Origin of the sequence: Shewanella alkalitolerans (genome assembly GCF_019457575.1) — a bacterium.
Lineage (GTDB): Bacteria > Pseudomonadota > Gammaproteobacteria > Enterobacterales > Shewanellaceae > Shewanella > Shewanella loihica.
Window position 1 is genome coordinate 404,981 of sequence record NZ_CP080422.1, and the last position, 25,383, is coordinate 430,363.

The 25,383-nt window shown below is 55.7% G+C and carries 24 protein-coding genes and 1 tRNA gene; 13 read left to right on the top strand and 12 right to left on the bottom strand.

Going from position 1 to position 25,383, the window contains the following annotated elements:
• The 4 genes from nosD (at position 1) to K0J45_RS01845 (ending at position 4,618) form a co-directional block, all read left to right on the top strand.
• Positions 1 to 1,383: a nitrous oxide reductase family maturation protein NosD gene (gene nosD / locus K0J45_RS01830; RefSeq protein ID WP_220044005.1), complete on the top strand. Its 1,383-nt coding sequence runs from the start codon at positions 1 to 3 to the stop codon at positions 1,381 to 1,383.
• Positions 1,380 to 2,309, top strand: coding sequence for an ABC transporter ATP-binding protein (locus K0J45_RS01835; protein ID WP_220044006.1), 930 nt, complete (start codon positions 1,380 to 1,382; stop codon positions 2,307 to 2,309). Before nosD ends, K0J45_RS01835 begins: the two co-directional genes overlap by 4 nt.
• The gene (locus K0J45_RS01840; protein ID WP_220044007.1) at positions 2,306 to 3,157 is read left to right on the top strand and encodes an ABC transporter permease; all 852 of its coding nucleotides are present in this window, start codon (positions 2,306 to 2,308) and stop codon (positions 3,155 to 3,157) included. Before K0J45_RS01835 ends, K0J45_RS01840 begins: the two co-directional genes overlap by 4 nt.
• A 180-nt stretch (positions 3,158 to 3,337) precedes the next feature.
• The gene (locus K0J45_RS01845; protein WP_220044008.1) at positions 3,338 to 4,618 is read left to right on the top strand and encodes a winged helix-turn-helix domain-containing protein; all 1,281 of its coding nucleotides are present in this window, start codon (positions 3,338 to 3,340) and stop codon (positions 4,616 to 4,618) included.
• A 69-nt stretch (positions 4,619 to 4,687) separates the two neighbouring features.
• On the opposite strand, the gene fre is transcribed toward K0J45_RS01845, so the two are convergent.
• Both fre and ubiD read right to left on the bottom strand, forming a co-directional pair.
• Positions 4,688 to 5,386, bottom strand: a complete 699-nt coding sequence (gene fre / locus K0J45_RS01850) for an NAD(P)H-flavin reductase (RefSeq protein WP_220044009.1) — start codon at positions 5,384 to 5,386, stop codon at positions 4,688 to 4,690.
• 133 nt (positions 5,387 to 5,519) lie between these two features.
• Complete coding sequence (gene ubiD, locus K0J45_RS01855; RefSeq protein WP_220044010.1) at positions 5,520 to 7,001, bottom strand: 4-hydroxy-3-polyprenylbenzoate decarboxylase; 1,482 nt, start codon at positions 6,999 to 7,001, stop codon at positions 5,520 to 5,522.
• A 167-nt stretch (positions 7,002 to 7,168) separates the two neighbouring features.
• Between ubiD and K0J45_RS01860 the strand changes: the two genes are divergently transcribed.
• On the top strand, positions 7,169 to 7,645 hold the full coding sequence (locus K0J45_RS01860; RefSeq protein ID WP_220044011.1) for a hypothetical protein: 477 nt from the start codon (positions 7,169 to 7,171) through the stop codon (positions 7,643 to 7,645).
• A gap of 28 nt (positions 7,646 to 7,673) precedes the next feature.
• Here K0J45_RS01860 and lepB read toward each other — a convergent pair whose 3' ends face one another.
• Complete coding sequence (gene lepB, locus K0J45_RS01865; RefSeq protein WP_220044012.1) at positions 7,674 to 8,384, bottom strand: signal peptidase I; 711 nt, start codon at positions 8,382 to 8,384, stop codon at positions 7,674 to 7,676.
• Positions 8,385 to 8,546: 162 nt separating this feature from the next.
• Between lepB and yjjG the strand changes: the two genes are divergently transcribed.
• Positions 8,547 to 9,224: a pyrimidine 5'-nucleotidase gene (yjjG, locus tag K0J45_RS01870; protein WP_011864169.1), complete on the top strand. Its 678-nt coding sequence runs from the start codon at positions 8,547 to 8,549 to the stop codon at positions 9,222 to 9,224.
• An 11-nt stretch (positions 9,225 to 9,235) separates the two neighbouring features.
• On the opposite strand, the gene K0J45_RS01875 is transcribed toward yjjG, so the two are convergent.
• Complete coding sequence (locus K0J45_RS01875) at positions 9,236 to 9,727, bottom strand: type IV pilin protein (RefSeq protein ID WP_220044013.1); 492 nt, start codon at positions 9,725 to 9,727, stop codon at positions 9,236 to 9,238.
• 189 nt (positions 9,728 to 9,916) lie between these two features.
• On the opposite strand from K0J45_RS01875, the gene K0J45_RS01880 reads away from it, so the two are divergent.
• From K0J45_RS01880 to cyoE, 7 genes are all read left to right on the top strand, one after another.
• Positions 9,917 to 10,007 (top strand) — tRNA-Ser (locus K0J45_RS01880).
• An 833-nt stretch (positions 10,008 to 10,840) separates the two neighbouring features.
• Entirely contained in the window at positions 10,841 to 11,239 is a 399-nt protein-coding gene (locus K0J45_RS01885; protein WP_220044014.1) for a hypothetical protein, read from the top strand.
• 140 nt (positions 11,240 to 11,379) lie between these two features.
• Positions 11,380 to 12,327, top strand: a complete 948-nt coding sequence (gene cyoA / locus K0J45_RS01890) for a ubiquinol oxidase subunit II (protein ID WP_220044015.1) — start codon at positions 11,380 to 11,382, stop codon at positions 12,325 to 12,327.
• On the top strand, positions 12,327 to 14,315 hold the full coding sequence (gene cyoB / locus K0J45_RS01895) for a cytochrome o ubiquinol oxidase subunit I (protein WP_220044016.1): 1,989 nt from the start codon (positions 12,327 to 12,329) through the stop codon (positions 14,313 to 14,315). Before cyoA ends, cyoB begins: the two co-directional genes overlap by 1 nt.
• Positions 14,312 to 14,938 carry a cytochrome o ubiquinol oxidase subunit III gene (gene cyoC / locus K0J45_RS01900; RefSeq protein ID WP_220044017.1) on the top strand — a complete coding sequence of 209 codons (627 nt, stop codon included), beginning with the start codon at positions 14,312 to 14,314 and terminating at the stop codon, positions 14,936 to 14,938. Before cyoB ends, cyoC begins: the two co-directional genes overlap by 4 nt.
• Entirely contained in the window at positions 14,935 to 15,261 is a 327-nt protein-coding gene (cyoD, locus tag K0J45_RS01905; protein ID WP_011864175.1) for a cytochrome o ubiquinol oxidase subunit IV, read from the top strand. Before cyoC ends, cyoD begins: the two co-directional genes overlap by 4 nt.
• A gap of 10 nt (positions 15,262 to 15,271) precedes the next feature.
• Positions 15,272 to 16,198 carry a heme o synthase gene (gene cyoE / locus K0J45_RS01910; RefSeq protein WP_220044018.1) on the top strand — a complete coding sequence of 309 codons (927 nt, stop codon included), beginning with the start codon at positions 15,272 to 15,274 and terminating at the stop codon, positions 16,196 to 16,198.
• A 136-nt stretch (positions 16,199 to 16,334) separates the two neighbouring features.
• Here the strand turns inward: cyoE and K0J45_RS01915 are convergent, their stop codons facing one another.
• The 8 genes from K0J45_RS01915 to priA all read right to left on the bottom strand — a co-directional run bounded on the left by K0J45_RS01915 (position 16,335) and on the right by priA (position 25,120).
• Positions 16,335 to 17,201, bottom strand: a complete 867-nt coding sequence (locus tag K0J45_RS01915) for an AraC family transcriptional regulator (RefSeq protein ID WP_220044019.1) — start codon at positions 17,199 to 17,201, stop codon at positions 16,335 to 16,337.
• Positions 17,202 to 17,296: 95 nt separating this feature from the next.
• Complete coding sequence (locus K0J45_RS01920) at positions 17,297 to 17,731, bottom strand: DUF3859 domain-containing protein (protein WP_011864178.1); 435 nt, start codon at positions 17,729 to 17,731, stop codon at positions 17,297 to 17,299.
• A gap of 13 nt (positions 17,732 to 17,744) precedes the next feature.
• The gene (locus K0J45_RS01925; protein WP_220044020.1) at positions 17,745 to 18,140 is read right to left on the bottom strand and encodes a gamma-butyrobetaine hydroxylase family protein; all 396 of its coding nucleotides are present in this window, start codon (positions 18,138 to 18,140) and stop codon (positions 17,745 to 17,747) included.
• Between the two features lie 76 nt (positions 18,141 to 18,216).
• Entirely contained in the window at positions 18,217 to 19,542 is a 1,326-nt protein-coding gene (hslU, locus tag K0J45_RS01930; protein ID WP_011864180.1) for an ATP-dependent protease ATPase subunit HslU, read from the bottom strand.
• 55 nt (positions 19,543 to 19,597) lie between these two features.
• Positions 19,598 to 20,122 carry an ATP-dependent protease subunit HslV gene (gene hslV / locus K0J45_RS01935; protein WP_011864181.1) on the bottom strand — a complete coding sequence of 175 codons (525 nt, stop codon included), beginning with the start codon at positions 20,120 to 20,122 and terminating at the stop codon, positions 19,598 to 19,600.
• 339 nt (positions 20,123 to 20,461) lie between these two features.
• The gene (locus K0J45_RS01940) at positions 20,462 to 21,040 is read right to left on the bottom strand and encodes an SPOR domain-containing protein (RefSeq protein WP_220044021.1); all 579 of its coding nucleotides are present in this window, start codon (positions 21,038 to 21,040) and stop codon (positions 20,462 to 20,464) included.
• 14 nt (positions 21,041 to 21,054) lie between these two features.
• Positions 21,055 to 22,800 carry an arginine--tRNA ligase gene (gene argS, locus K0J45_RS01945; protein WP_220044022.1) on the bottom strand — a complete coding sequence of 582 codons (1,746 nt, stop codon included), beginning with the start codon at positions 22,798 to 22,800 and terminating at the stop codon, positions 21,055 to 21,057.
• A 124-nt stretch (positions 22,801 to 22,924) separates the two neighbouring features.
• Positions 22,925 to 25,120 (bottom strand): primosomal protein N', encoded by a 2,196-nt coding sequence (priA, locus tag K0J45_RS01950; protein ID WP_220044023.1) that lies wholly within the window; start codon positions 25,118 to 25,120, stop codon positions 22,925 to 22,927.
• Between the last annotated feature and the right edge of the window lie 263 nt (positions 25,121 to 25,383).

Genomic DNA, 25,383 nt, shown 5'->3' on the forward strand with positions numbered 1-25,383 from the left:
ATGCTTAGGCCGTCGCTCGGGCAGTCGCTCAGAAAGTCGCTAAGGCCGTCATTTAGCCTTTGGCGACGACTAAGACAGTGCCTGGTGCTGGCCTTGAGTCTAGGCCTCTGCTTAGTGCCTCATCAGGCCTTGGCCGCGGATGAGCCTCAGATCATAGAGGTGGCCGATAGCGAGTCGCTGCGCATGGCGCTGGCATCTGCACCAAATGACGCCGAGATACGACTGCTGCCTGGGCGTTACCTTGGGCGTTTCGAGGTCGATCAGCCGCTGACCCTGCGAGGCGAGCCTGGCGCCGTCTTAGATGCCCAAGGCGCAGGCTCGGCGCTGGTCGTCAGCGCGTCCGGCGTGACCCTTACCCGGCTGACGATACGCAACTGGGGGCGGGATCTCTATGAGAAAGATGCCGCCATTCGTCTGCTGCCTGGCGCCAACGAGGTGACCATTGTCGCCAATGAGCTCAGTGGTCCTGGCTTTGGTATCTACGCCAGCGAGGTGAGCGACCTTAAGCTAAAGGACAATCAGATTGAGGGGGAGGCCGAGGCCTTCTTGCTGGATCGCGGTGATGGCATTCATCTGCTGAAGGTGAACTATCCCCATGTCAGTGGCAATCGCATCAAAACGGTGCGCGATGGCATCTACCTGGAGTCTGGCGTCGGTAGCCGTGTCTATGGCAATCATCTCTCTGAGCTACAGTATGGCCTGCACTATATGTATACCAAGCAGGATGAGGCCATGGATAACCTGGCCTGCCGGGTCAGCGGCGGCTATGCCTTGATGAACTCAGAGGGAATACGTTTGGTGTTTAATCGCGTGCGCGAGGCCAAAGAGTTTGGCGTGCTGCTTAATCTTACCCATGACGCCGAGATCCAGGCCAATCAGATCGAGGCCACCCAGATGCCCAATAGCGTCGCCGGGGATCTCTTTAGCGAGGGCAAGGGGCTGTTTGTCTACGGCGCCAAGCGCAATCAGATCAGCGGTAACTATATCGCAGGTAATCAGATAGGCATCGCCATGGCGCTCGGCGGCGAGGACAACCTTGTCTATCAAAACCAGTTTCTGGCCAATGCCACTCAGGTGCGTTACGTGGGAGAGACGCGAGTGGAGTGGAGTCTTCAGGGGCGGGGAAATTATTGGAGCGATTATCGGGGCTGGGATCTCGATGGCGATGGTATCGGCGATGGTCAACATCTGCCCAATGACAGTTTAGATCGCCTGTTTTGGCTGTACCCGGAGGCGAAGTTCTTGATGGAGAGTCCCCTAGTGAAATTATTGAAGTGGCTGGATAACCAGCTGCAAGGCGAACATTCGGTCGGCGTGGTCGACAGTCATCCCGTGATGGCGCCGCCACCTCTTATTGGCCCCGCCGCCTGGGAGGCATTATGAGTCAGATGGCGGTGAGCTTTAAGCAGGTGAGTCACTATTTCGATGAGCTGCGCGCCTTGAACGATCTCAGCTTCTCTCTGCCAGGGGGCAAGTTGATGGCGCTGCTGGGCCATAACGGCGCGGGTAAGTCGACCCTGATCAAGATGATCTTAGGCCTGCTTAATCCCAGCCAGGGGGAGGTGAGTGTGCTGGGGCTGACCCAGAGTCAGGCATCGAAGGTCGCCTCGACCGACATCGGCTACCTGCCGGAGAACATCAGTTTTTACGATAAGTTGACCGGCAATGAGGTGCTGAGTTACTTCGCCGCGCTTAAAGGGGTCTCTGCCCGGGCGGTCGCCCCTCTGCTGGAAGAGTTTGGCCTGGGTTATGCCCAGCACAAGGCGGTTAAGGGCTACTCCAAGGGGATGAAACAGCGCCTTGGGTTTGCCCAGGCAATACTAGCGCAGCCCAGACTGCTCTTGCTGGATGAGCCGACCGTGGGGCTGGATCCCCAGGCGTCTCAGTTTATCTATCACAAGCTTAAGCAACTGACCGCCCAGGGCTGCACGGCCATCGTCTGTACCCACGAGTTACAGCTGGTGGAACCGCAGCTGGACTTGGCCTTAGTGCTGGGGCGGGGCCGGAGGCTCGCTTTCGGCACCCTGGATGAGCTGGTGCTAAGTTGCGACCTGGGTGTGCGTATGGCCCATCCGGCTCTGAGTCGCCTGGTCGAGACCCATCCCCTATTACAATCTTTTTATCGAGATGGCGAGCTGATTTGCCCCGTCTCACAACGCGAGGTGTTGATGAAGTACCTGACCCTAGAATGCCAGCTGTTTGATGTGAAGGTGACACTTCCTGATCTGGCCAAGGTGTACCATGCCAAGATGGCGCAGATGCAGGTGATGAGCGAGCTGGGGCTCAGCCTTATCTCGGGAGAGCTATGATGTCGACCTCACTAAAACGGCCGAGTCTCCAGCTTATTCGGGTGATCGCCACCAAGGAGATGAAGGATAGCGTGCGAAATCGCTGGGTCATGGTGGTGTTTGCCATCTTCTGGCTGCTGGCCCTTTGCATGACCTTTGCAGGGAGTGCCGTAAGCGGCACACTGTCGCTGCCGAGCCTGAGCAGTGTGGTGGCCTCCTTGACCACCATCTCGGTATTTATCATTCCGCTGGCGGCCATCTTGCTTAGCTACGATGCCTTCGTGGGGGAAGAGGAGGCGGGCACCCTGCAGCTGTTGCTCACCTATCCCGTGAGCAAGTCGCAGATCCTCGTCGGCAAGTTACTGGCCCATGGCGGGGTGATCTTTACCGCCATCGCCAGTAGCTATGCTAGCAGCGCCGCCATGCTGATCCTGTTTGGCCGAGGTGAGCCCTGGGGCGAGATTCTATCGTCATTCGCGCTGCTGATCGCCAGCAGCTGTCTGCTGGCGGTGATCTTCATCCTCATCAGTTATTTGGTCAGCCTGAAGTCGGCGGAGAAGGCCAGGGCCGTCGGCAGTCTGTTAGCGCTCTGGTTCGCCCTGGTGCTTATCTATGATCTATTGCTGTTGCTGCTCCTGGTGGCGGATCTTGGCTATGCCAGCCAGTGGTTGGTGAACCTGCTCATTCTATTGAATCCGACCGATCTCTACCGCGCCATCAATATGCTCGGCGCGAGTGCCCCGCTGGGCAGTTTAGGCCTGCTGGCCCAGTATGAGTGGAGCCTGCCGCTGCTGCTAAGTGTCGGCGCTGCCTGGCTCTTGTCGCTGCTCTATTGGACGCGACGCGTGTTTATTCACAAGCTGGTATAGCCCTTGGCATTCTCTAGAGAGCCGGGATTTGGGCGCTAGTTCACACTCTGAGTCGCGGCCTGAAATCCTGGCCTGGGATTTGAGTGAGTAGTCACGGTAATTTTTGGCGAATGTTAATAAAATGCCAAAGATAACAATAAGATATTTCTAATTAACGGTTAGGAATTATTGAGGTGTCAGGTGTTAAAAATTACGCCATATCTTGAGTTCGATGATGAGGCGCACCAACTACACGATCGTACCTGTGGCGCCACGATAGGGCTGAGCTTTTCCGAGTCGGCGGTGTTAGCTCACCTGCTTTCGCAGCCCGATGCCATCTGCGACAAGGAGGCCTTGATTGCCGTGGGTTGGCCCGATCGTGTGGTGGCGGCAACCTCGCTGACTCAATGCATCAGCACCCTGCGCAAGAAGCTGGAACCCTTTCCCGAGATACAGTTAAAGACCATAGCAAGGCGTGGTTATCAGCTCCATGTCTCGCCTAAATCCCATGTGACCATGCTGGCGGTAAGCGATGCGGGCTCGATCAAAGATGCGCTCATCGATGTTTCTCTTATGGTCAAGGTCAGCGGCATTCTGATCCTGCTGGGGATAGTGGCGACCCTCTGGTATCAGAGTGATTATCACCAGGTGATGAAGCATGCGGCCAGATGGGCCTCGGATCATGAGATCAATCTCGACATTGGTGGCACCACCCGGTCCGTGACGCTAATTAATCCTAAGGGGGTCGATAGCCTGCACCCTTCCATGTGGCAGAAGCATATCGCACCTGAGAGCAATAGCATCCAAGGATTTGATAACTTTGGCGGTTTTGCCTTCACCGATGGTACCCACTATTCGATGGCGCTCTGCGATCTGGATGAACGCGGCGAGTGTCGCCGGGATAAGATAGTCAACCTGACGGCGATCGATCTTACCCCCGCTGGGCTCAATATGGTGGAATTTGTCGAGCTGAGTAAGCGGATGGAGGAGCGGATTCGCTATAACCGCATCCTTATCCCGCCTGGCGAGGCTGGCGGTGACCTGGTGGAACACCACTACAATGGTGATGTCTATTTTCCCGTGGCCGACGAGTTGTTGGTGCGCGCCGACATAGGGATCTCTCTGGTATATGAGCAGCCCCTAGGCGGTAAGTTTTACTCCCGCGCCTGTATCACGGATCAGGACTGTCTGACCACGCCGATTAAGTATCAGATCCGCGGCGAGTTCGAGCAGTATCGCCAGAAGCTAGGGCAACTGGATGTGGACGTGTTTCATGTGAAGGTGAGACAGAAAGATCTCATCATGCCAGATGTGGTGAGTGCCTCGGCGATGCATTTCTATCGCGAGATACGCAAGCACAACATTCGCGATGAGGAGCTGTTTTACATGCGGGTGCATGCTGACAATGGCACGGCGGTGTGGGTGGTGCCTCTGCTGGGTAGCCTGGTGGCCTGGACCAAATATGAGAAGGTGGCGCTTTAGCCGAATCGTGTTAGGGCTTGAATCAAGTTAGCCCCGGCCTCGCGGACTAGGGCTAAGCGCAGATGAGATTTACTTGATGAAGGCGAAGGCGTCGCCGTAGAGGTGTTCCTCTTCGACGCCTATCTCGCGGAAGACTTCACGGGCGGCGCCGACCATGTCGAAACGCCCGGCGATATAGATGTCGTAGCCGTTGAGGCTGACATAGTCTTGCTTGATCTGAGCCAATAGGTTGGCGGTCTTACCCTGCCAATCTGGCGTCGACTCTTCTACCACGGGCACGAAATGTAGCCAAGGGTGATCCTGGTGCCACTGGCGCGCTAGCGATTCATAGTACATGGCGTCCTGATTACGACAGCCCCAGTAGAGGGTGGTTTCGACTTTATGATCCAGGGCAATCGCCTGCTCGACGATACTCTTGATGTAAGAGAAGCCGGTGCCACCTGCGATCAGCAGTCGTGGTCTGTGGCTGTCGCTGCGCAGGAAGGCTTCGCCGCCCGGCGCCTCGATATCGATATATTTGCTCTGCTGTAAACGTTCGACCACCTGCATGGGGTAGCTCTCGCTGACGGCCGCGCCAATGTGCAGCTCGATCTGCTCGCTACCCGGCGCCGAGGCGATAGAGAAGGGACGTTTATCTTTTTCACCCATTACGACGCAAAGGTACTGACCAGCCTTAAATTCGAAGCTGGTTTCTGGGGTTAATGCTACCTGATAGACGGCATCATTAAAGGCGGTAACATGTTCAACTTTACAGCGTATGGTGTTCATTCGTTTTCCTTTCAGACCCTCTCTGTGGAGGTTTAGCACCTCTGAATACCTGATTAAATTGTTCAGGTATTCAAAGGGTTAACTTCTTTGATTTATTTTAAAATTCAGACGATTAGTTTACGCCTGATATTGATTATAGTGTCGGGGCATCGTCTATGCCCAGGTCATCCCAGATCGCATCGATTCTCTGTTTGACCGCTTCGTCCATGACGATTGGGGTGCCCCACTCGCGGTTGGTTTCCCCTTCCCACTTGTTGGTGGCATCCATTCCCATCTTGGAGCCGAGTCCGGCCACAGGAGAGGCGAAATCCAGGTAGTCGATAGGGGTGTTGTCTATCATGACGGTATCGCGCTTTGGATCCATCCGGGTGGTGATTGCCCAGATAACATCGTTCCAGTCGCGGCAGTTGACATCCTCATCCACTATGATGATGAACTTGGTGTACATAAACTGGCGCAGGAAGGACCAGGCGCCCATCATCACCCGCTTGGCGTGCCCTGGATATTGCTTGCGGATAGAGATCACCGCCATGCGATAAGAGCAGCCTTCGGGCGGCAGATAGAAGTCGACGATCTCAGGGTATTGCTTACGCAAGATAGGCACGAACACCTCGTTCAGTGCCACCCCGAGCATGGCGGGCTCATCGGGCGGCCTGCCGGTATAGGTGCTGTGGTAGATGGCGTCGCGTCTATGGCTCACATGGGTCACGGTGAACACGGGGAACTCGTCGGTTTCGTTGTAGTAACCCGTGTGATCCCCGTAGGGGCCCTCTTCGGCCATCTCGCCCGGTTCGATATAACCTTCGAGGATGATCTCGCTGGTGGCGGGCACCTCGAGATCGCAGCTCAGTGCCTTACATACTTCGGTGCGCTCGCCCCGCAGCAGGCCGGCAAAGGCGTACTCGCTCATGGCGTCGGGGACAGGCGTCACCGCGCCTAAGATGGTCACGGGGTCGGCGCCCAGCGCCACCACAACCGGGTAACGTTCGCCCGGATGTTGCTCTTTAAAGTCTTTGAAATCCAGCGCGCCGCCGCGATGATCCAGCCAGCGCATGATCAGCTTGTTCTTGCTCAGTAATTGCTGGCGATAGATACCTAAGTTTTGTCGCTTTTGCCTCGGTCCCTTGGTGATGGTCAGTCCCCAGGTCACCAGCGGAGCCACGTCGCCAGGCCAGCAGTGCTGAATAGGCAGCTTGGTGAGATCAACCTCATCACCGCTGACCACCACCTCCTGGCAAGGGGCGTTGCGTACCGTCTTGGGCGGCATGTTCAGCGCCTGCTTGAACATAGGGATCTTGGATATGGCATCTTTAAAGCCGCGTGGCGGCTCAGGTTCCTTGAGGAAGGCCAGCAGCTCGCCCACATCGCGCAGGGCAAGGGGATCTTCCTTGCCCAGTGCCATGGCAACGCGTTTGGGAGTGCCAAACAAGTTGGCCAGCACAGGCATTGTCTTGCCGACAGGATTTTCAAACAGCAGCGCCGGGCCCTTGGCTCTCAGCACACGATCGGCGATCTCTGTCATCTCCAGATGGGGATCGACAGGGTGGGCGATGCGCTTAAGTTCGCCATTGGCTTCGAGGTGATCGATAAAACTGCGTAAATCCTTAAAACTCATTTGGAAATACTCGCGTTGAGAAAAATGTGATATGGCGCGCACTATACCATTTATGGGCGCTATTCCCAAATAGCTTGCGTCGGCTTTGCGACCCCGGCATGGCAAGATTTCCAGGGGGTATAATTAAGGGTAAGATGCGGTAAACCCCTTGAGAGTGAGGTGGCAAGATGAAGTCCGATTTGAAACCTTTATTGCTCCTGGCTGGCGTGCTTTGGCTCGGGGCCTTGACGCCCATTGTGAATGACGCCTGGGCGCTCAAGATAGACGATGAGTTCGAGGTGGATCCTGATTTTGGCGTGGATCCAGATTGGGAATATCGCCCCGACTGGGACAGGGACTTCTATGATCCCTGGCGCTGGCGTATCGGCATAGGCACAGGTTTTCCCTACTGGCGCCATGGCAGCTATGACTATTGGCGTGATGGCTGGCGTTACCCCTACCGTTACCAGCCGCGCAAATACCGCAAGCCGAAACCGCTCGCCCCACCCCTGCAAGTCACCACGAGTTTCACCCAGAGCGATGCCATTAAGAGCCTACCCGCAAACGCCAGGGTGAGGGTGAAAGAGGGCAGGACGGTATATGAATGGCAAGGGGTGGAGTATATCTACGACTGGAATAGCGACAGCTACATCAGGCTTAAGTAGCTGTCATTCTGTTGCTTCTCTTTAGGGATTAGATGGGTAGCAGCCAGCGCTCGCTTCTAAACCAATAGTAGCGCTCGGGATCGTTGGAGAAGGCGACCCTGTGGGCCTTGCCGGTGATCTCTTCGCGTGGAACGAAGCCGATGACGCGTGAGTCGGCGCTGGCGTCGCGATTATCCCCAAGCGCCAGGTAGTGCCCTTCGGGGACAATTACCGGGCCGAAATTGGCCAGCCTCGAGGGCTGGTCATTCAGCCTGATGGCGTGGGGCTTGCCGGGCAGGGCCTCTTGCCAAACGCTAAAGGCTCTTTGTCCATCGCTAAGGGCTTCTTTCCTTTGGCTAAAGGCTTTTTCGGTATTATCTGTAAGTGCCAGTGGCTCGGCGCGATAGTTGAGGGCCACGCCGTTGAGATAGAGGCGGTTGTTGCGCATCGCCAGAGTGTCGCCGGGCAAACCTATGATGCGTTTGACCAGCTTCTTGTCGGCCTTGGCCGAGTCGAAGGTGATGATGTCGCCACGCTCCGGATCGGCCAGCTTCATCAGGCTGACATGGGTGAAGGGCAGGCGCAGGTCGTAGGCCATCTTGTTCACCAGTATGCGGTCGCCCTGCACTATGGTGGGCAGCATGGAGCCGCTGGGCACATGGTTCCAGTCGGCCACCGCGCTACGAAAGACCAGCATCAGGCCGATAAACAGAATGAACTGGCGGTGGTGTTTCACTTGTCGCATCACTTTTTTTAGCATACCAACTCCTTGGAAAGTAAAGTGTCTTAGCATCAGACGCCGCATCGACCAAGTGGTTCCTGCTGTGTTATCCCAGAAGCGTAAGCAAATATTTTTGCTCTGCCGAGCTCGGCATTGATATAGTGCTGCCTGTTGTCCTAAGGCCATACCCATGGAGAGAGAATGAAGTACCAGTGGATATTATTTGACGCCGATGAAACCCTGTTTCATTTTGACGCCTTTAAAGGATTACAGTTGATGTTTTCGCGCTTCGGTGTGGATTTCACCCTAGCCGATTTCGAAGAGTATCAAACGGTTAATCTGCCTTTGTGGGTGGATTATCAAGACGGCAAGATCAGCGCCCGTCACCTGCAGGTGACCCGTTTCGAACGTTGGGCCGAGAAGCTTTCTGTGACCGCCGAGCACCTTAATTCGGCGTTTCTCACGGCCATGGCCGACATCTGCACCCTGCTGCCTGGCGCCGCCGAGCTGGTGGATGCCCTCTATGGCAAGGTGAAGATGGGGATCATCACCAATGGCTTTACCGACCTGCAGACGGTGCGTCTGGAGCGTACCGGCTTGCTGCATGCCTTCTCACCCGTGGTGATCTCGGAAGAGGTGGGGGTCGCTAAACCCGACGTGGCGATCTTCGAACACGCCCTGTCGCAGATGGCGCATCCGCCCAGAGAGCATGTGTTGATGGTGGGAGATAATCCCCATTCGGATATTCAAGGCGGGCTTAACGCCGGCTTCGATACCTGTTGGCTCAACCGCGCCAGTCAGCCAGTCCCCGAGGGGATCACGCCCCACTATCAGGTGGCATCACTCACCGAGCTGCAACACCTGCTGCTTAAGGGCTAATGCCAATAGGGTTAGCAGCCCGAATCCACAATCTCGAAACTTGGGCCCTGGGTAGTACTCAGGGCCTGTGTGTATTTGAGGTAGCAGTTCTCGCTACTGGACTTCTTGCTCGGGTGCATGAAGCGGATAAAGGGCTCGGCCTTGTTATTGTGAAAGTACCAGTCGGCCGGGTCGTCGGCGTTGAACACAGCATCGGCAAAGGTGGCCTCGAGCAAGAGATCCCAAGCGTGGGCTGAGTCGGCGGCCGGGTAGCCATAGGCGAGCTCTACCTGATCGCCGTTGAGGCTTATGTTTGTACTGGCCTGTGTCTGCAGGTTTTCCAGACTCGCCTTGGTAAACACCAGGGGCAGGGTGCCGCTCATCTCGCTCTTGAGTCCCTGTAGGGCGGCGATGCGGGCATCGGACTGGATATTGATGAAACGTGGCAGGGCAATGGTGGCCAGAATGCCGAGTATGATGACAGTGATGACAAGTTCAATCAGGGTAAATCCGTTACGTTTCATCTTGCTACCTGGGGTTGGCTTTGTGCCTATACTACACCCTGAGCAGGCATTTGTTCCTTAAAATAGGTCCGAAAAGGTTGTTTTTAACGCATTTGTCATCGAAAAATGCCTTAATGGATTATTTGTTGCTCAGTTAGTGAAATTTAGGCTTTACATTTAAAGTCCATTTCCTTACTATTCTCGGCGTTCGGAGAGATGGCAGAGTGGTCGAATGCACCGGTCTTGAAAACCGGCACGGGTTTATAGCCCGTCTAGGGTTCAAATCCCTATCTCTCCGCCACATTAAGAAAAAGGGCTTCCAGAAATGGAAGCCCTTTTTCGTTTTGGCTGGGCATTATTTAAAGTCTGGTCATAGTGATTATTTGAACCCAGGCTATCCTGATACTAATGTCTTTCAATAGCGTATCTGACTATCCCTCTGCCACATTAACAAAGCCCGCTTTATAGCGGGCTTTGTGCTATCTAGCATATGGGAAAAGAGAAATAGCCGGGTTCCTAACGCTATTGCCTTTCAACAGAGTGTCCGACTATCTCTCCGCCACATTAAGAGAAAAGGCTTCCAGAAATGGAAGCTTTTTTCGTTCTAGCGCTAGCTAAGTTCTATCTAAGCGACTAAGCAGACATAAGCACTTTGAACCTAGGGTTCCTAATATTTAGGTCTGGATTCCTGTCTATTCCATTTTGCTAGCCCATCGTCATCTGTGCCTAGGGGTTAATCCTAGTGCTTCTTTCCTTGCTTTAATTCGGTCTAACCCAACCTCAGTTGCATCTGTGCTGCATAATTATTCGCCAACGTGAATAGGCAAGTGGCTGTCAATCGGGGAAGAGGGGGCCGGTTTTACTGGGAGTTTGCGAGTAGATGAGTAGGTGCTAATAGGCTTGTGGCTCACAAAAATGCCGGCTTTTGTGATCGGTTTTGGTGTTTTTAAGGTTTAAAAATTGTTAAATGTGGCGTTTTTATCGCTAATTTGAATAAATTTTAAACATCAGGCTGGATTCCCGCTTTCTTTTACCGAGCGCTTTTTGCTATGCTCCCGCGGCATAAAAATACAGTGTAAATGATTCGCATTTTTTCAATTGCTGTCGATCACATTCCAATTTTGGACTGATCTATTGAAACCTACTCCTAGTCATTTTCTGGCCGACGCACAGCGTGACCTCGCCCGGCTGGCAATTAGTCATCAGAAACAGTTGGCCTATCTGTTAAGCCTGCTGTTGCTCTGCTATTGCCTCTCGGTAGTGATCTCCAGCTATTTAGATAGCCGTGAGCTGATGCAGCTGTTGTCAGACTGGCTGCTATGGGAGTCCTTTGATCTCTCCATGATGGGGCCAGTGTTCATCAGCCCGCTATTTATCTATCCATATCTCTGTCTCTGTTTCATCGCTTATCAGCTGTTTTGCCTCCTGGCTTCCCAAGGGCCAGGCTACCCACTGCTGACATGCGATCTTAAGAGCGTCGAACATGACGCTCACGGCTGTCGCGCCCCTCCAAGCCTAAAGCTCTGTTTATAAAATACTTTAAGTATCCTTAGCCGCTTAATTTTCGCAGCTTGAGCCCTATTTTGTGCTCTATGCTTGCCCCTTGCTGGCCCGGATACCCTTGCCAAGCCCATTTGGCAATCTCATAAACTAGGGTTAGAGGAATATTCCTTGTGTTAATTCGAAACTTTGCCAAAGCAAGCTGTGCCATGGTGGCGCTGATGTTGGCAGGCTGTGAAGGTGGCGTACTCGATCCAAAGGGACAGGTGGGGATCGATGAGAAGCAGTTGATCGTGATTGCCACCTTGTTGATGTTGATCGTGGTGATCCCTGTGATCGTCATGACCTTGTACTTCGCCTGGAAGTATCGCGACGGTCGCGATCATGAAATCTATGCACCTAAGTGGGCGCACTCTAAGACGATCGAATTGGTGGTCTGGTGCGTGCCTATCGTCATTGTCGGCATTCTGGGTGTGATCACCTGGCATTCGACCCATAAGCTGGACCCTTATCAACCGCTGGACCATGAGGCCGAACCGATCACTGTCGAGGTGGTGTCGCTCAACTGGAAGTGGTTGTTTATCTATCCTGAGCAGGGCATCGCCTCGGTCAACGAGCTGGCGTTTCCTGCCAATGTGCCGGTGAACTTTAAGATAAGTTCCGACACGGCCATGAACTCCTTCTTCATTCCCCAACTGGGTAGCCAGATCTACTCCATGGCGGGCATGACCACTAAGCTGCATCTGATCGCCAACGAGCCCGGTACCTACAAGGGGATCTCGGCCAACTACAGTGGTGCGGGCTTTACCGGCATGAAGTTCAACGCCATCGCGACGCCGACCCGCGGCGATTTCAACGCCTGGGTTGCCAAGGTGAAGCGCGAAGGCGCGGCGCTCGGTCCAGAGAGTTATCGCGAACTGGCGAAAGAGAGCAGCAATAATCCCGTGAGCTACTACGCCTCGGTCAGTGACGGCCTGTTTGAGCAGATCGTTATGCAGTACATGCATCACCACCAGATGCCAGCCCATGAGGGCATGGCGATGCCGGCCGCCACACACGGGCAGTCACACGAGCAGGTGCATGCATCTGACTTCTCTAACACGACGGGAGGCGAACACTAATGTCGTCTTTTCTTGGAAAATTAACACTGGATGCGGTTCCCTTCCACGAACCCATCATCATGGTGACCCTGGCTGCGGTCGCCGTGATAGGCCTTGTTATTGCGGCCCTGATCACCAAGCATAAGAAATGGGGCCCTCTGTGGCGCGACTGGCTGACCTCGGTCGACCATAAACGCCTGGGGATCATGTATATCCTGCTGGCCTTCGTCATGCTGATCCGTGGCTTCTCCGATGCCATCATGATGCGTACTCAACAGGCCATGGCCACCAATGGTGCCGCCGGCTACCTGCCGCCCGAGCACTATGACCAGATCTTCACCGCCCATGGCGTCATCATGATCATCTTCATGGCGATGCCCTTCATGATTGGCCTGATGAACCTGGTGTTGCCGCTGCAGATAGGCGCGCGCGACGTTGCCTTTCCGTTTCTGAATAACCTCAGTTTCTGGTTGACCGCCTCCGGCGCCGTGCTGATCAACATCTCTCTTGGGGTGGGTGAGTTCGCCAAGACAGGTTGGGTGGCCTATCCGCCGCTGTCTGAGCTGGCCTACAGTCCCGGGGTTGGGGTCGATTACTATATCTGGGCGCTGCAGATCTCCGGCATAGGGACCACTCTCACCGGGGTCAACTTCCTGGTGACCGTGCTTAAGATGCGCGCGCCGGGCATGAAGTTGATGCAGATGCCGATCTTTACCTGGACCTGTACCTGGGCCAACATACTGATCGTCGCCTCATTCCCGATCCTGACTGCCGTGCTGGCCATGCTGACCCTGGACAGATACATGGATTTCCACTTCTTCACCAACGAAGGCGGTGGTAATGCCATGATGTATATCAACCTGTTCTGGGCCTGGGGACACCCAGAGGTGTATATCCTGATCCTGCCGGCCTTCGGTATCTTCTCCGAGGTGATCTCAACCTTTACCGCCAAGCGTCTGTTTGGTTACAAGTCAATGGTTTGGGCCAGCGGCGCCATCTCGATTCTGGGCTTCATCGTCTGGCTGCATCACTTCTTTACCATGGGCTCGAGTGCCAACGTCAACGCCTTCTTCGGGGTGATGACCATGGTGATTGCCGTGCCGACCGGGGTGAAGCTGTTTAACTGGCTGTTTACCATCTACCGTGGACGCCTGAAGCTGACGGTGCCCGTGCTCTGGACCCTGGGCTTCATGGTGACCTTCACCATAGGCGGCATGACAGGCGTGTTGCTGGCGGTGCCTGGCGCCGACTATGTGCTACACAACAGCCTGTTTTTGATTGCGCATTTCCATAACACCATCATAGGCGGCGCCGTGTTTGGCTACCTGGCAGGTTTTGCCTTCTGGTTCCCTAAGGCGACAGGTTTCCACCTCAACGAGCGTCTGGGTAAGGCGGCATTCTGGTGCTGGCAGGTGGGCTTCTATGTCGCCTTCATGCCGCTGTATGTGCTGGGCTTCCTCGGCATGACACGTCGTCTCAATCAGACAGATAACCCGGACTGGAACTTCTGGATCTATCTGGCGGCGGTCGGTGCCTGCATCATCTTCGTCGGCATAGTGCTGCAGTTCGTTCAGCTGTACGTGAGCATCCGCGATCGTGAGCAGAACCGTGACACCACCGGCGACCCATGGAATGGTCACACCCTTGAGTGGTCGACCGCGTCGCCACCTCAGTTCTATAACTTTGCCCGTCTGCCTCAGGTCGTCGATATCGACGCCTTCACCCATGCCAAGGAGCAGGGCCAGGCCTATCAGATGCAGGAGAGCTACCAGCCGATCCACATGCCGAAGAATACCGGCCATGGGGTTTGGATGGCCCTTGGGATCACCGCCGCCGGCTTTGCCGCCATCTGGCACATCCTCTGGCTGGCCATCGCAGGTTTCCTGGGCGCTTTCATCGTCTTCCTGATGCGAGCCTACGACACAGACACCGACTACTACGTGCAGGGCGATGAGGTTAAGCGTATCGAAACCGCGCACCTGAACAACTTATCTAAGGGGCAGATATGAGTATTGCTATCCCAGCTGACCTGAGTGTTACCCAGGTCGAGACCCTACATGAGGAGCACCATGATACCGGCGAGAACACCTTGCTGGGCTTCTGGATCTACCTGATGACCGACTGCATCCTGTTTGCCTCGGCTTTCGCCACCTATGCTGTGCTCTACATGAACACAGACGGCGGCGTGTCGGGCAAGGATATCTTCGAGTTGGACTTCGTCCTGATTGAAACCGCGGCGCTGCTGCTCAGCAGTATCACTTATGGTCTGGCGCTGATCTTTGCCAAGCGTCATCACAAGGGGGCGACCCTGGCCTGGTTGGCGGTGACCTTCGCTTTAGGCTGTGTGTTCATCGGCATGGAGGTGAATGAGTTTCATCACCTGATCCTCGAGGGCAATGGCCCGCAGCGTAGTGCCTTCCTCTCCGCCTTCTTCGCCCTGGTGGGCATGCATGGTCTGCACGTGAGTGCCGGCCTGGTGTGGATGGCGCTCATGATGCTTGAGGTTGTTAAGCGCGGCACGGGCGGACGCACCCTGACCCGCCTGAATTGCCTCAGCCTGTTTTGGCATTTCCTGGACATCGTCTGGATCTGCGTGTTCACCGTGGTTTATTTGATGGGGGTCTTATTATGAGCCAAGCCACTACCCATGGTCAGGACGATCTGGCCGCTAGCATCAAGTCCTATCTTACCGGCTTCCTGCTCTCTGTGGTGTTGACCGGCATTCCCTTCTGGGCGGTGATGACTCACAGCCTGGAGACCTCGACCACTCTGGCCATAGTGCTGGTGTTGGCCGTGGTGCAGATTCTGGTGCATCTTAAGTATTTCTTGCACCTTGATTTTTCCAAGGAAGGCAAGGTGAATACCCTGTCGTTTATGTTTACCGCCCTGGTGATTGTCATGGTGGTTGGCCTGTCGGTGTGGATCATCTACGCCGCCAACGACCTCATGATGTAGGAGAGGCTGCATGATTAGGCATTCGACCTCAACTCAGGTGGCCGCGCCCTTGGGGGCTTATCTTCAGGTGACCAAACCCGGGATTATCATGGGAAACCTCATCGCCGTGGTGGGCGGGTTTCTCCTGGCCGCCAGGGGGGAGGTCGATGCCGTTTTGATGCTGGCGACGCTGCTGGGGCTCTCTCTGGTGGTGGCCTCAGGCTGCGCCATCAATAACTATATCGACCGGGATATCGACGCCAAGATGCAGCGCACCTGCCGCAGGGCGACGGTGACCGGCGCTATCCCACTTAAGCAGGTGCTTGGCTTAGGCATAGTCCTGGGCGCACTCGGCTTTGGCCTGCTGGCCTGGTTTACCAACCTGGCGGCCTTGCTGTTTGCCGCCTTCGGCTACCTGGTTTACGTGGGGCTCTACAGCCTCTACATGAAGCGCAACTCCGTCTATGGCACTCTGGTCGGTAGCCTCTCGGGCGCCGTGCCGCCCGTGGTGGGTTATTGTGCCGTGACCGGCAGGATAGATGGCGCGGCGTTGATCCTGCTGGCCATGTTCAGCCTGTGGCAGATGCCGCACTCCTATGCCATCGCCATCTTTCGCTTTAAGGACTATGAGGCGGCTAATATACCTGTGCTGCCCGTGGCCCAAGGTGTAGAAAAGGCCAAGCTGCATATCGTCTTCTACATTGCCCTGTTCGCCCTGGTATCGACCCTGCTACCCCTGGCGGGTTATACCGGGGTGGGCTTTATGGCGGTGAGTTGCGTGACCAGCTTCTGGTGGCTACTGATGGCGCTAAAAGGCTATCGCAGCGATGTGAACCTGCTGCGTTGGTCGCGCCAGGTGTTCGGTTTCTCGATACTGACCATAGCTATTTTGAGCCTCACCATGGCGCTGGATTTTCAGGTGGCCGGTCAGGCACCGCTGCTGGCAATGTTGCGCTAGAAGTTGCGCTAGAAGTTGCGCTAGAAGTTGCGCTATCTGTAGCGTTAGTCGTGCTTTAAGAAGAAAGCAAAAGGCGACCCATCTGGGTCGCCTTTTTTATTGCCAGGCATCTTGTAAGGCTCTGTTTCACTGACAGCTATTTCAGTGAAAAATAGATCTCTGTTACCAGCTCATGCTCCGCGACTTCGGGGAAGAAGTTGTGGTACTCGAAGTAGAGAGGAAAATCCCTTAGCTCCTCGCCGCTCTGGGGCAGCCAGTCGCGGTAGAACTGATAGATCTTATCGTCCATCTGATCGTGCGGTCCAAGATGGCGGATCACGGCGCAGCGACCGCCGGGGATCGTCTTGGTGATCACCCCAAAGTCGTTGGCCTTGACCTCGGCCGTTACCGAGCCACAGATGTCGAAGCGAAACGCCTCGGGCGCTACCGTGTTAGGGTCGTTAAAGGGCACGCCCAGGGTCAGGCTGCTGGCCACAGGGGATTCGCCGCTCTGCTTACGCCAGTTGATAAATTGTTGAATCGAGTCGTTCAGTGCGGCCGGGCTGCCTTGGTGTTCCAGCACGGCGACCTTGATATCGTCTCTTTGCGTGAGTTTGATCTGCACAGTTTCTCTCCTTGTATAGTTCACCTTGGCATATTGTTGACTCCATTGCTCCCACTTAGGGGTTAACCTGAACTGGGTAGGGGTCTGGGCAAATACCTGCTTAAAGGCTCGCGAGAAGGATTCGCCGTTCTCAAACCCGGCATCGAGGGCGATGTCGGTGATCTTGAGTTCGGGATGAAACACCAATCGGTATGAGGCCCGCTTCAGCCTGAGCAGGCTGATGTATTTACCTAAGGTTATGCCGGTATACACCTGAAACTGGCGATGAAAATGATACTTGGAGAAGTGCGCCTTCTGGCTCAGTTGTTCCAGCGTCAGGGGCTGGTCCAGATGTTTCGCGATATAGTCACAAACCGTCTGGATTCGTTGACTATAGGCTTGGTGCGCTGCTCGGTTCATATGCATCCCTTTTCAAGTGAGCGGCCATTGTGCGACGAGAGGGCTTGCTTTGCCTGACTCATATTGCTCAATGGCGATTGGCCGAGCAATTGTGCTTAAAAGCCCCTGCGTTTCCAGAAGTTCGCCACCTGACTCTCCTCATCGTTAAGATGCACATGAAAGGTCTTCTCGGCAACCACCTTGTCACCCAGAGATAGTGTCATGCGCCACCTGCCCACCTTGTCATGTTCAGGGGCCCAGATGGTGTCACCCAGATAGAACTTCCAGTCGTTGGACTCGACAAACAGCTCCCCCTCGAAGGGCGGGCGAACATTGCCCTGCTGGTCTGGAATATGAGGATGATAGATGCAGTAGCTAAGCCTTTGATTCTTGGCCTTGCGGATACGGGCGATGAAGCCAAATTCTATGTCTATCTCTGCCGGCACATGGACCGTGGCCTTGAGAAACTTGGGCAGATCCGGGCTCTCTTCATCCCAGCGGCTGAAGAGTCCGGCCTGTAGTATGGTGACATCGGCTTTGAGCTTAGACAAAGGAGGCTAGGCGTTAGGTGTGATACTTCACGGCCATGTCGATCAGCGGCTCGCGGCTGGCCTTGGCGGCGCGTAGTCTGGCCAGATAGTTCTCCCACAGATCTACCTGATTGGTGGCCAGGTCATAGAGCACCTTCCAAGAGTAGAGGCCTGTGTCGTGGCCGTCGTCGAACACCAGCTTGACCGCATAGTTGCCCACAGGGGTGATGGCGTTGATATTGACGTTCTTCTTGTGGGTGACCAGCACGGGATTGCCGTGACCATGGACCTCGGCCGAGGGGGAGTAGACCCTTAGGAGTTCGCAGCTCAAGGTAAATTGCTGACCGTTGTCGAAACTTATCTCCAGCTGGCGCGACTTGCGTTTGAGTTTGAGCCCTTTGACCTTGGGCGTATCGCTTTGGGGGGTCATATGCTTCGCCTATTCATGGGAGGGTATCCCTGGTTAAAAAAGAGGGCCCGCAGGGGAACTGACGGGCCCTTTAAGTTTACAGGATGAAGCGGCTGAGATCTTCGTCCTGTACCAAGTTCTCCAGGTGAGCGTTAACATAGTCGGCATCGATCACAGTCGTGCTGCCTGACTTGTCCGAGGCCTCGAAGGAGAGATCTTCCATCAGTCGCTCCATCACGGTATGCAGGCGGCGGGCACCGATATTTTCGGTGCGCTCGTTGACCTGCCAGGCAGCCTGAGCGATGCGCTCGATACCCGACTCGCTAAACTCGACCTTAACGCCTTCGGTGGCCATCAATGCCACATACTGCTCGGTGAGCGAGGCATGGGGCTCGGTGAGAATGCGCTTGAAGTCGTTGGCAGACAGGGCTTCCAGTTCGACGCGGATCGGCAGACGGCCCTGCAGCTCGGGGATGAGATCCGATGGCTTAGACATCTGGAACGCGCCCGAGGCGATAAACAGGATGTGGTCTGTCTTGACCATGCCGTGCTTGGTGTTGACCGTGCAGCCTTCCACCAGAGGCAGCAGGTCGCGCTGAACCCCTTCGCGAGAGACGTCTGGGCCCGAGGTGTCGCCACGTTTACAGATCTTGTCGATCTCATCTAGGAAGACGATGCCGTGCTGCTCGACCAGTTCGATCGCCTGCTCTTTAAGATCGTCAGGGTTCACCAGCTTGGCGGCTTCCTCTTCGATCAACAGCTTATAGGCTTCCTTGATGGTCATCTTGCGACGCTTGCTGGCGCCAGGGCCCATGTTTTGGAACATGCTCTGCAGCTGGCTGGTCATCTCTTCCATGCCGGGTGGCGACATGATCTCTATGCCCACCTGAGGCGCGGCGATATCGATCTCGATCTCTTTGTCGTCCAGCTGGCCTTCGCGTAGCTTCTTGCGGAACACCTGACGAGTGCCTGTGTCATCTTTCTTCTCTGTGTCCCAGTCTTCCTTGGGTTTAGGTAGCAGGGCATCGAGAATACGCTCTTCGGCCGCTTCTTCGGCTCTGAACTTACACTTGGCCATCTGCTCTTCGCGGGTCAGCTTGACGGCGGCGTCGGTGAGGTCACGGATGATCTGCTCGACCTCCTTACCCACGTAACCGACTTCGGTAAACTTAGTGGCTTCGACCTTGATGAAAGGCGCCTTGGCCAGCTTGGCCAGACGGCGGGCGATCTCTGTCTTACCTACACCCGTGGGGCCTATCATCAGAATGTTTTTTGGGGTGACTTCTTGGCGCAGCGCGGCATCTAGCTGCATACGACGCCAGCGGTTACGCAGGGCGATAGCGACCGAACGCTTGGCGTTTTGCTGGCCTATGATGTGGCTGTCCAGCTCGTGAACAATCTCGCGTGGAGTCATCTCAGACATAAGTATCCCTTAATGCTTGGGTGCATACGTTTGGTAACAGTGAGCGGGCTCAGTGTTAGTAATTCAGTTCTTCTATTGTCTTGAATTGGTTGGTGAATACACAGATGTCACCGGCAATGGTCAAAGACTTTTCGGCGATCTCCTTGGCGCTGAGATCGGTATTTTCCAGCAGTGCCGTGGCCGCGGCCTGGGCAAAGTTGCCGCCTGAGCCTATGGCGATCAGGTCGTTTTCTGGCTGCACCACATCGCCGTTACCTGTGATGATCAGGCTGCACTCGGTATCGGCCACCGCTAAGAGGGCCTCGAGCTTGCGCAGCACCCTGTCTGAGCGCCAATCTTTGGCCATCTCGACCGCGGCGCGCATCAGATGGCCCTGATGCATCTCTAACTTAGATTCGAAGCGTTCGAATAGGGTGAAGGCATCGGCGGTGCCGCCGGCAAAGCCCGCGAGGACCTTGTTGTGATACAGGCGTCGAACCTTTCTGGCGTTTCCTTTCATCACTGTATTTCCCAGTGATACCTGGCCGTCTCCGGCAATGACAACCTGATTGTTGCGACGTACTGAAACGATTGTGGTCACGGTATTTCCTCTTCTCAAGCCGACGAGTAGGAAACTCATCGGTGGACAATAGCTTAGATATGGGGGTGGCATTTTGTTTTTCAAGGGAGATCAACCATAGGTTTACCCATTCACGCGGGAAAAGGTCGCGTTTACTGCCAAGTATGGGAGAAACTGTTTAGTTTTATTGTGTTAAGGAGGTGAGCACTAGCGGGTTATGGGGTGAAAGTGGCGACAAGAATTCGATGGGACTCTTAAATTTAGGCGCCAATGCATGACGTGCTATTGAGAAGGGCTGGTATAAAAACGCCAGCGATAGGCTGGCGTTTCTGGAGTGAGTTGTAGCATGAACGACGAAGGCTAGCCGCCTTCCCAGAACCAGATCTGACAGCCGTTGAGGCCACCACGCTGTAGTATGTGGCGATGTTTCTCGGCAAGGCGTTTACGTTCGTATGGGCCGAGCACCACCTTATACCAGGTGCCGTTGCTGCCGCTGACCTTACGCACCTGCGCCTCCAAGCCCTGGAAGGCGATCACCGCCTTCATCTCATTGGCCTGAGATTCCTGTCTGAAGGAGCCGCATTGCATCTGGTAGGGGCGAGTCGGCGTGGTGTTTTCCGGGATATCCACCTCGACTTGCTTATTCTCCAGCTCCTCCTGGTAGGTCCACTCTTCCTTTGGCTTAGGCGGTAGCGCATTGGGGTCCTTCTTGACCACCTTAGGCTTAACCGCTTGCACCTCGGGCTGATTCTCTACCTTGTCGGCACTGTCGTTGATGCTCCAGAGGAAGTAGCCGAAACCGCCCACTAATCCCAGGGTCACCAGAGAGAGCACGAAGGGGAAGCGTCTCGGCGCTGGTGCCGGCTGACGTCGGCCAGCCGTGCTCTTCTTACGTCCTTTCGAGGCAGGTCTTCTATTGGCGTAATCGCGATTGCTCATCCTGGCGCCCTATACTACATGCGTTCTAAAGTTTCGATACCCAGTAGATCCAGACCCTGCTTCAGCGTCTTAGCGGTCAGCTGTGCCAGTAATAGACGGCTCTTCTTCTCATCTTCTGAGTCGGCCGCCAGCACTGGGCAGGCCTCGTAGAAGCTTGAGAAGGCGCCCGCCAGTTCAAACAGGTAACCACACAGGGCGTGAGGCTGACCCTTGGCCACCATGCGACCTAGCACCTCGGCAAATTGGGCCAGCTTGTTGCCCAGCTCCTTCTCTTTGTCGTGCTCCAGCTTGATGCTGGCACCGGTTAGGTCGATATCGGCCGCACGCTTGAAGATGCCTGCAACACGCGTGTAGGCGTAGAGCAGGTAAGGCGCAGTGTTGCCCTCGAAGCTCAGCATCTGCTCGAAGCTGAAGATGTAGTCGCTGGCGCGGTTTTTCGACAGGTCGGCATATTTCACCGAAGCGATACCCACCACCTTGGCGATCTTGGCCAGCTCCTCTTCATCCATATCTGGATTCTTGCTGCGAACCAGTTCCAGTGCACGGGTCTCGGCCTCGCTCAGCAGGTCTACCAGCTTCACCACGCCACCAGAGCGGGTCTTGAATGGGCGACCATCTTCGCCGTTCATGGTGCCAAAGCCCATGTGTTCCAGACTCATCTCTGGACGAACGAAGTTAGCGGTGCGTGCCAGGCTGAATACCTGCTGGAAGTGAAGCGCCTGACGCAGGTCGACGAAGTACAGGGCGCGGTCGGCCTTGAGAACGTTTGAGCGGTAGCGCATAGCCGCCAGATCGCTGGTGGCATACAGGAAGCCTCCGTCGGCCTTCTGGATGATCACCGGCAGTGGCTCACCCTCTTTGGTTTGGAACTCATCCTGGAAGACCACCTTGGCGCCGTTACTTTCAGACAGCAGCCCCTGGGCATCCAGATCCCGTACCACCTGCTCGAGGTCATCGTTGTAGGCGCTCTCGCCGCGCACGTCGGCGCGGGTCAGGCTCACGCCCAGACGCTCATAGACCTCGTGACAGTGGCTTAGGGAGATATCGTTAAATTCACGCCATAGCTTGTTGCAGTACTCGTCGCCCGATTGCAGCTCAACCACGAGCTGGCGAGCACGGGTAGCAAACTCTTCCGACTCGTCGAAACGTACCTTGGCGGCGCGGTAGAAGCTCTCGAGATCCGCCAGTTCAACCTGGGCTTGCTCGCCTTGCTGGGCACGTAGCTCTTCCATGTAGGCCAGCAGCATGCCGAACTGGGTGCCCCAGTCGCCGACATGGTTCTGACGGATCACCTTGTGACCCTGGAACTCCAGCGCGCGTACCACGGCGTCACCGATAATGGTTGAACGTAGGTGACCTACGTGCATCTCTTTGGCCAGGTTTGGCGAAGAGTAGTCGACCACCACTGTCTGCGGCGTTGGCAGGGTTACACCCAGGTGATCGTCGCTGAGGGCGGCCATCAGCTGGTTGGTCAGGGCGTTCTCATCGATAAAGAAGTTGATGAAACCTGGGCCGGCGATCTCAACTTTAGCCACCTGGCTGTCTTGTGGCAGGCTATCGATTATCAGCTGTGCGACCTCACGAGGATTCTTGCGAGCCACCTTGGTCAGCATCATGGCTAGGTTGGTGGCAAAATCACCGTGGGTTTTGTCTTTGGTTCGGTCAACCTGAATACGAGCCTCAAAATCGGCAGGGATGATCGCCTGCTGTTTTAGGGTTTGAATGGCTTGTTCGAGCAAAGATTGAATATGTGATTTCATTGGCGTTTAATCGACAGTTGCTAAATATAAAAAGATTCAGGGATAACCGCGTATTTTAGCCGTTTGTGGTGGCCAATTGCTATCCTCTGGTCGGATTTTTATGAGCTATTTTTGCATTTTTTGATCACAGGAGATCCTGCGGGTCGCGATCTAGGCTCCAGCGGCATCGCTTGGCCAGGGGCAGGGCTTCGATCTGCGGCAATGCCTGTTCGAAGGCCTGCTGCAACAGGCCGCGGGTCTTGGTCTGGAACATCAGCTGACGGCGGAACTTACCTGCCTTTCTGTCCATGGGGGCTGGCATGGGGCCGATGATCTCGCACTGCTCGTCTTGCGGCAGTAACTGGGCAACCTGGGCCAGGAAGGCGTCGGCATCTTCGGCCTTGTGTGCTTCGGCGCGCAGCAGCAACATGTGCCAGGCCGGTGGCAACAGGGCCTGTTTACGCTCCTCCAGCTGACCGCGGGCGAACTCGCCATAGCCCTTGTGCATCAACTCCCTCAGTATGGGGTTGTCACATTGGTGGGTCTGCAGCAGCACAGTGCCCGGCTTGCGGGCCCGTCCGGCGCGGCCCGATACTTGGGTATAGAGTTGGCCGAAACGCTCGGGGGCACGAAAGTCGGCGCTGAACAGGGCGCCATCCACATCTAACAGGCCTACCAGGGTGACGTCGGGGAAATGGTGCCCCTTGGCGAGCATCTGGGTGCCGACCAAGATCTTATATTCCCCCTTATGGATGGCGTTAAGGTGGGTTTCCAGCGCCCCTTTGCGGCTGGTGGTGTCGCGGTCGATCCGCACCACAGGGTGGTTGGGAAACTCCTTAGCCAGAGCGTCGGCCAGCTGCTCTGTGCCCACCCCTTGGCCCATCAACATGGTGCTGCCGCACTGGTGGCACTGCCGGGGGATGGCGTACTGATTGCCGCAGTGGTGGCAACGGATCTCGCCGAGGGACTGATGCACTGTGAAGAAGGCGTCGCAGCGATCGCACTCGTGCAGGTGGCCGCACTCGTGACACAGCAGCGCCGGGGCGAAGCCGCGACGGTTGAGAAACAGCAGCACCTGATTGCCCGCATCCAGATGGATACGCATCTCGTTGAGCAGGCCGTGGGAGAGGCCATTCTTCAGCGGCTGATTGCGGATGTCGATGATCCCCTGTCGCACCTTCTCGGCGGCGCCGGCGCGGCTGCCCAGGCTCAGGTGTTGGTAGCGCCCGGAGAGGGCATTCTGTAGCGTCTCCAAGGAGGGGGTGGCGCTGCCAAGGAGCACGGGAATCGATTCCAGATGGCCGCGCATCACGGCTAGGTCCCGGGCGTGATAGCCGATCCCCTCCTGCTGCTTGAAGCTGGCGTCGTGCTCCTCATCCAGGATGATGATACCGGGATAGCGCATGGGGGTGAACAGCGCCGAGCGGGTACCGATGATGATGGCGGCTTCGCCGCTTCTAGCCAGACGCCAGGCGCTCAGGCGTTGATTGTCGGTGAGCCCAGAGTGGATCACCGCTACTTGCACCTTGAAGCGACGCTTGAAGCGGCTGATGGTCTGGGGTGTCAGGCCAATCTCGGGCACCAAGATCAGCGCCTGTTTGCCCTGCTTAAGAACCGTTTCCAGCAGCGCCAGATAGACCTCTGTCTTGCCCGAGCCCGTGATCCCCTCGAGTAGGGTACAGTGGTAGCCCTGCTGCTGGTTGAGGGTGGCGACGGCGATGGCCTGCTCGGCATTGAGCTGATGGGGCGTCTCATCGAGTTCGAGCCCGTCGCGCCAGCTGAGATTTGATTCGATACGCCGCTCGATACACTCAATCCAGCCCCGTTCAACAAGAGCCTTCAGCGCCGTCTTACTCAGCTCCAAGGCATTGAGTTCATCCTGGCTGAGCTCTGTCTCTAACAGGGCAAGCAGCAGCTTGCGCTGGGCGGGTGCACGCTTTAGCAGATCGATATCCGCTTCCTGTCCGGCAGCGGTCACGCGCCAGAACTGTAGCTGCTGGGCCTCTACCTCGGCACCCTTACGCAGGGCGACGGGCAGGGCCTGAGACAACATCTGCCCCAGGCTGCAAAAATAGTAGCGGGCGGCCCATTGGGTCAGCTTGTACAGCGAGGGGGGTAATACCCCTTTATGGTCTAGGAAGGTGATAACCGACTTGATCTGATTCGGCGCCAGGTCGCAGCTCTGGCTTAGGCCTGTCACCAACCCGATCAGTTGCTGCCTGCCAAAGGGGACTCTGACCCTGACGCCTACCTGAGCCTTGTCGAGATCGGCCTCTTTGACGCGATAGCTAAAGGCCTGGCGCATGGGGACGGGGAGGGCGACTTCGACAAACAGGGACATAGATTTGGCTGGCAGCAATAATAGTAGAGCAAGTGTAACCAGACAGCCTGACGAGGGCTACCAGAATCTGTCACAAGTCGGTGGAAAGCCTAGGCTATTCAGATCTAAGACTTGTGACAAAATTGTTGAAACATCAAAGAGCTTGTTGCTTAATAGCTAGGTGAGACTCGGGGTTGTCGACTGGCCGGATGGCGGATGCGTGTGACCCTGAGGTGAGCGTCTGAGAGTCGAATCGATCCACCCAAACAGGGATAAGAAGGTTG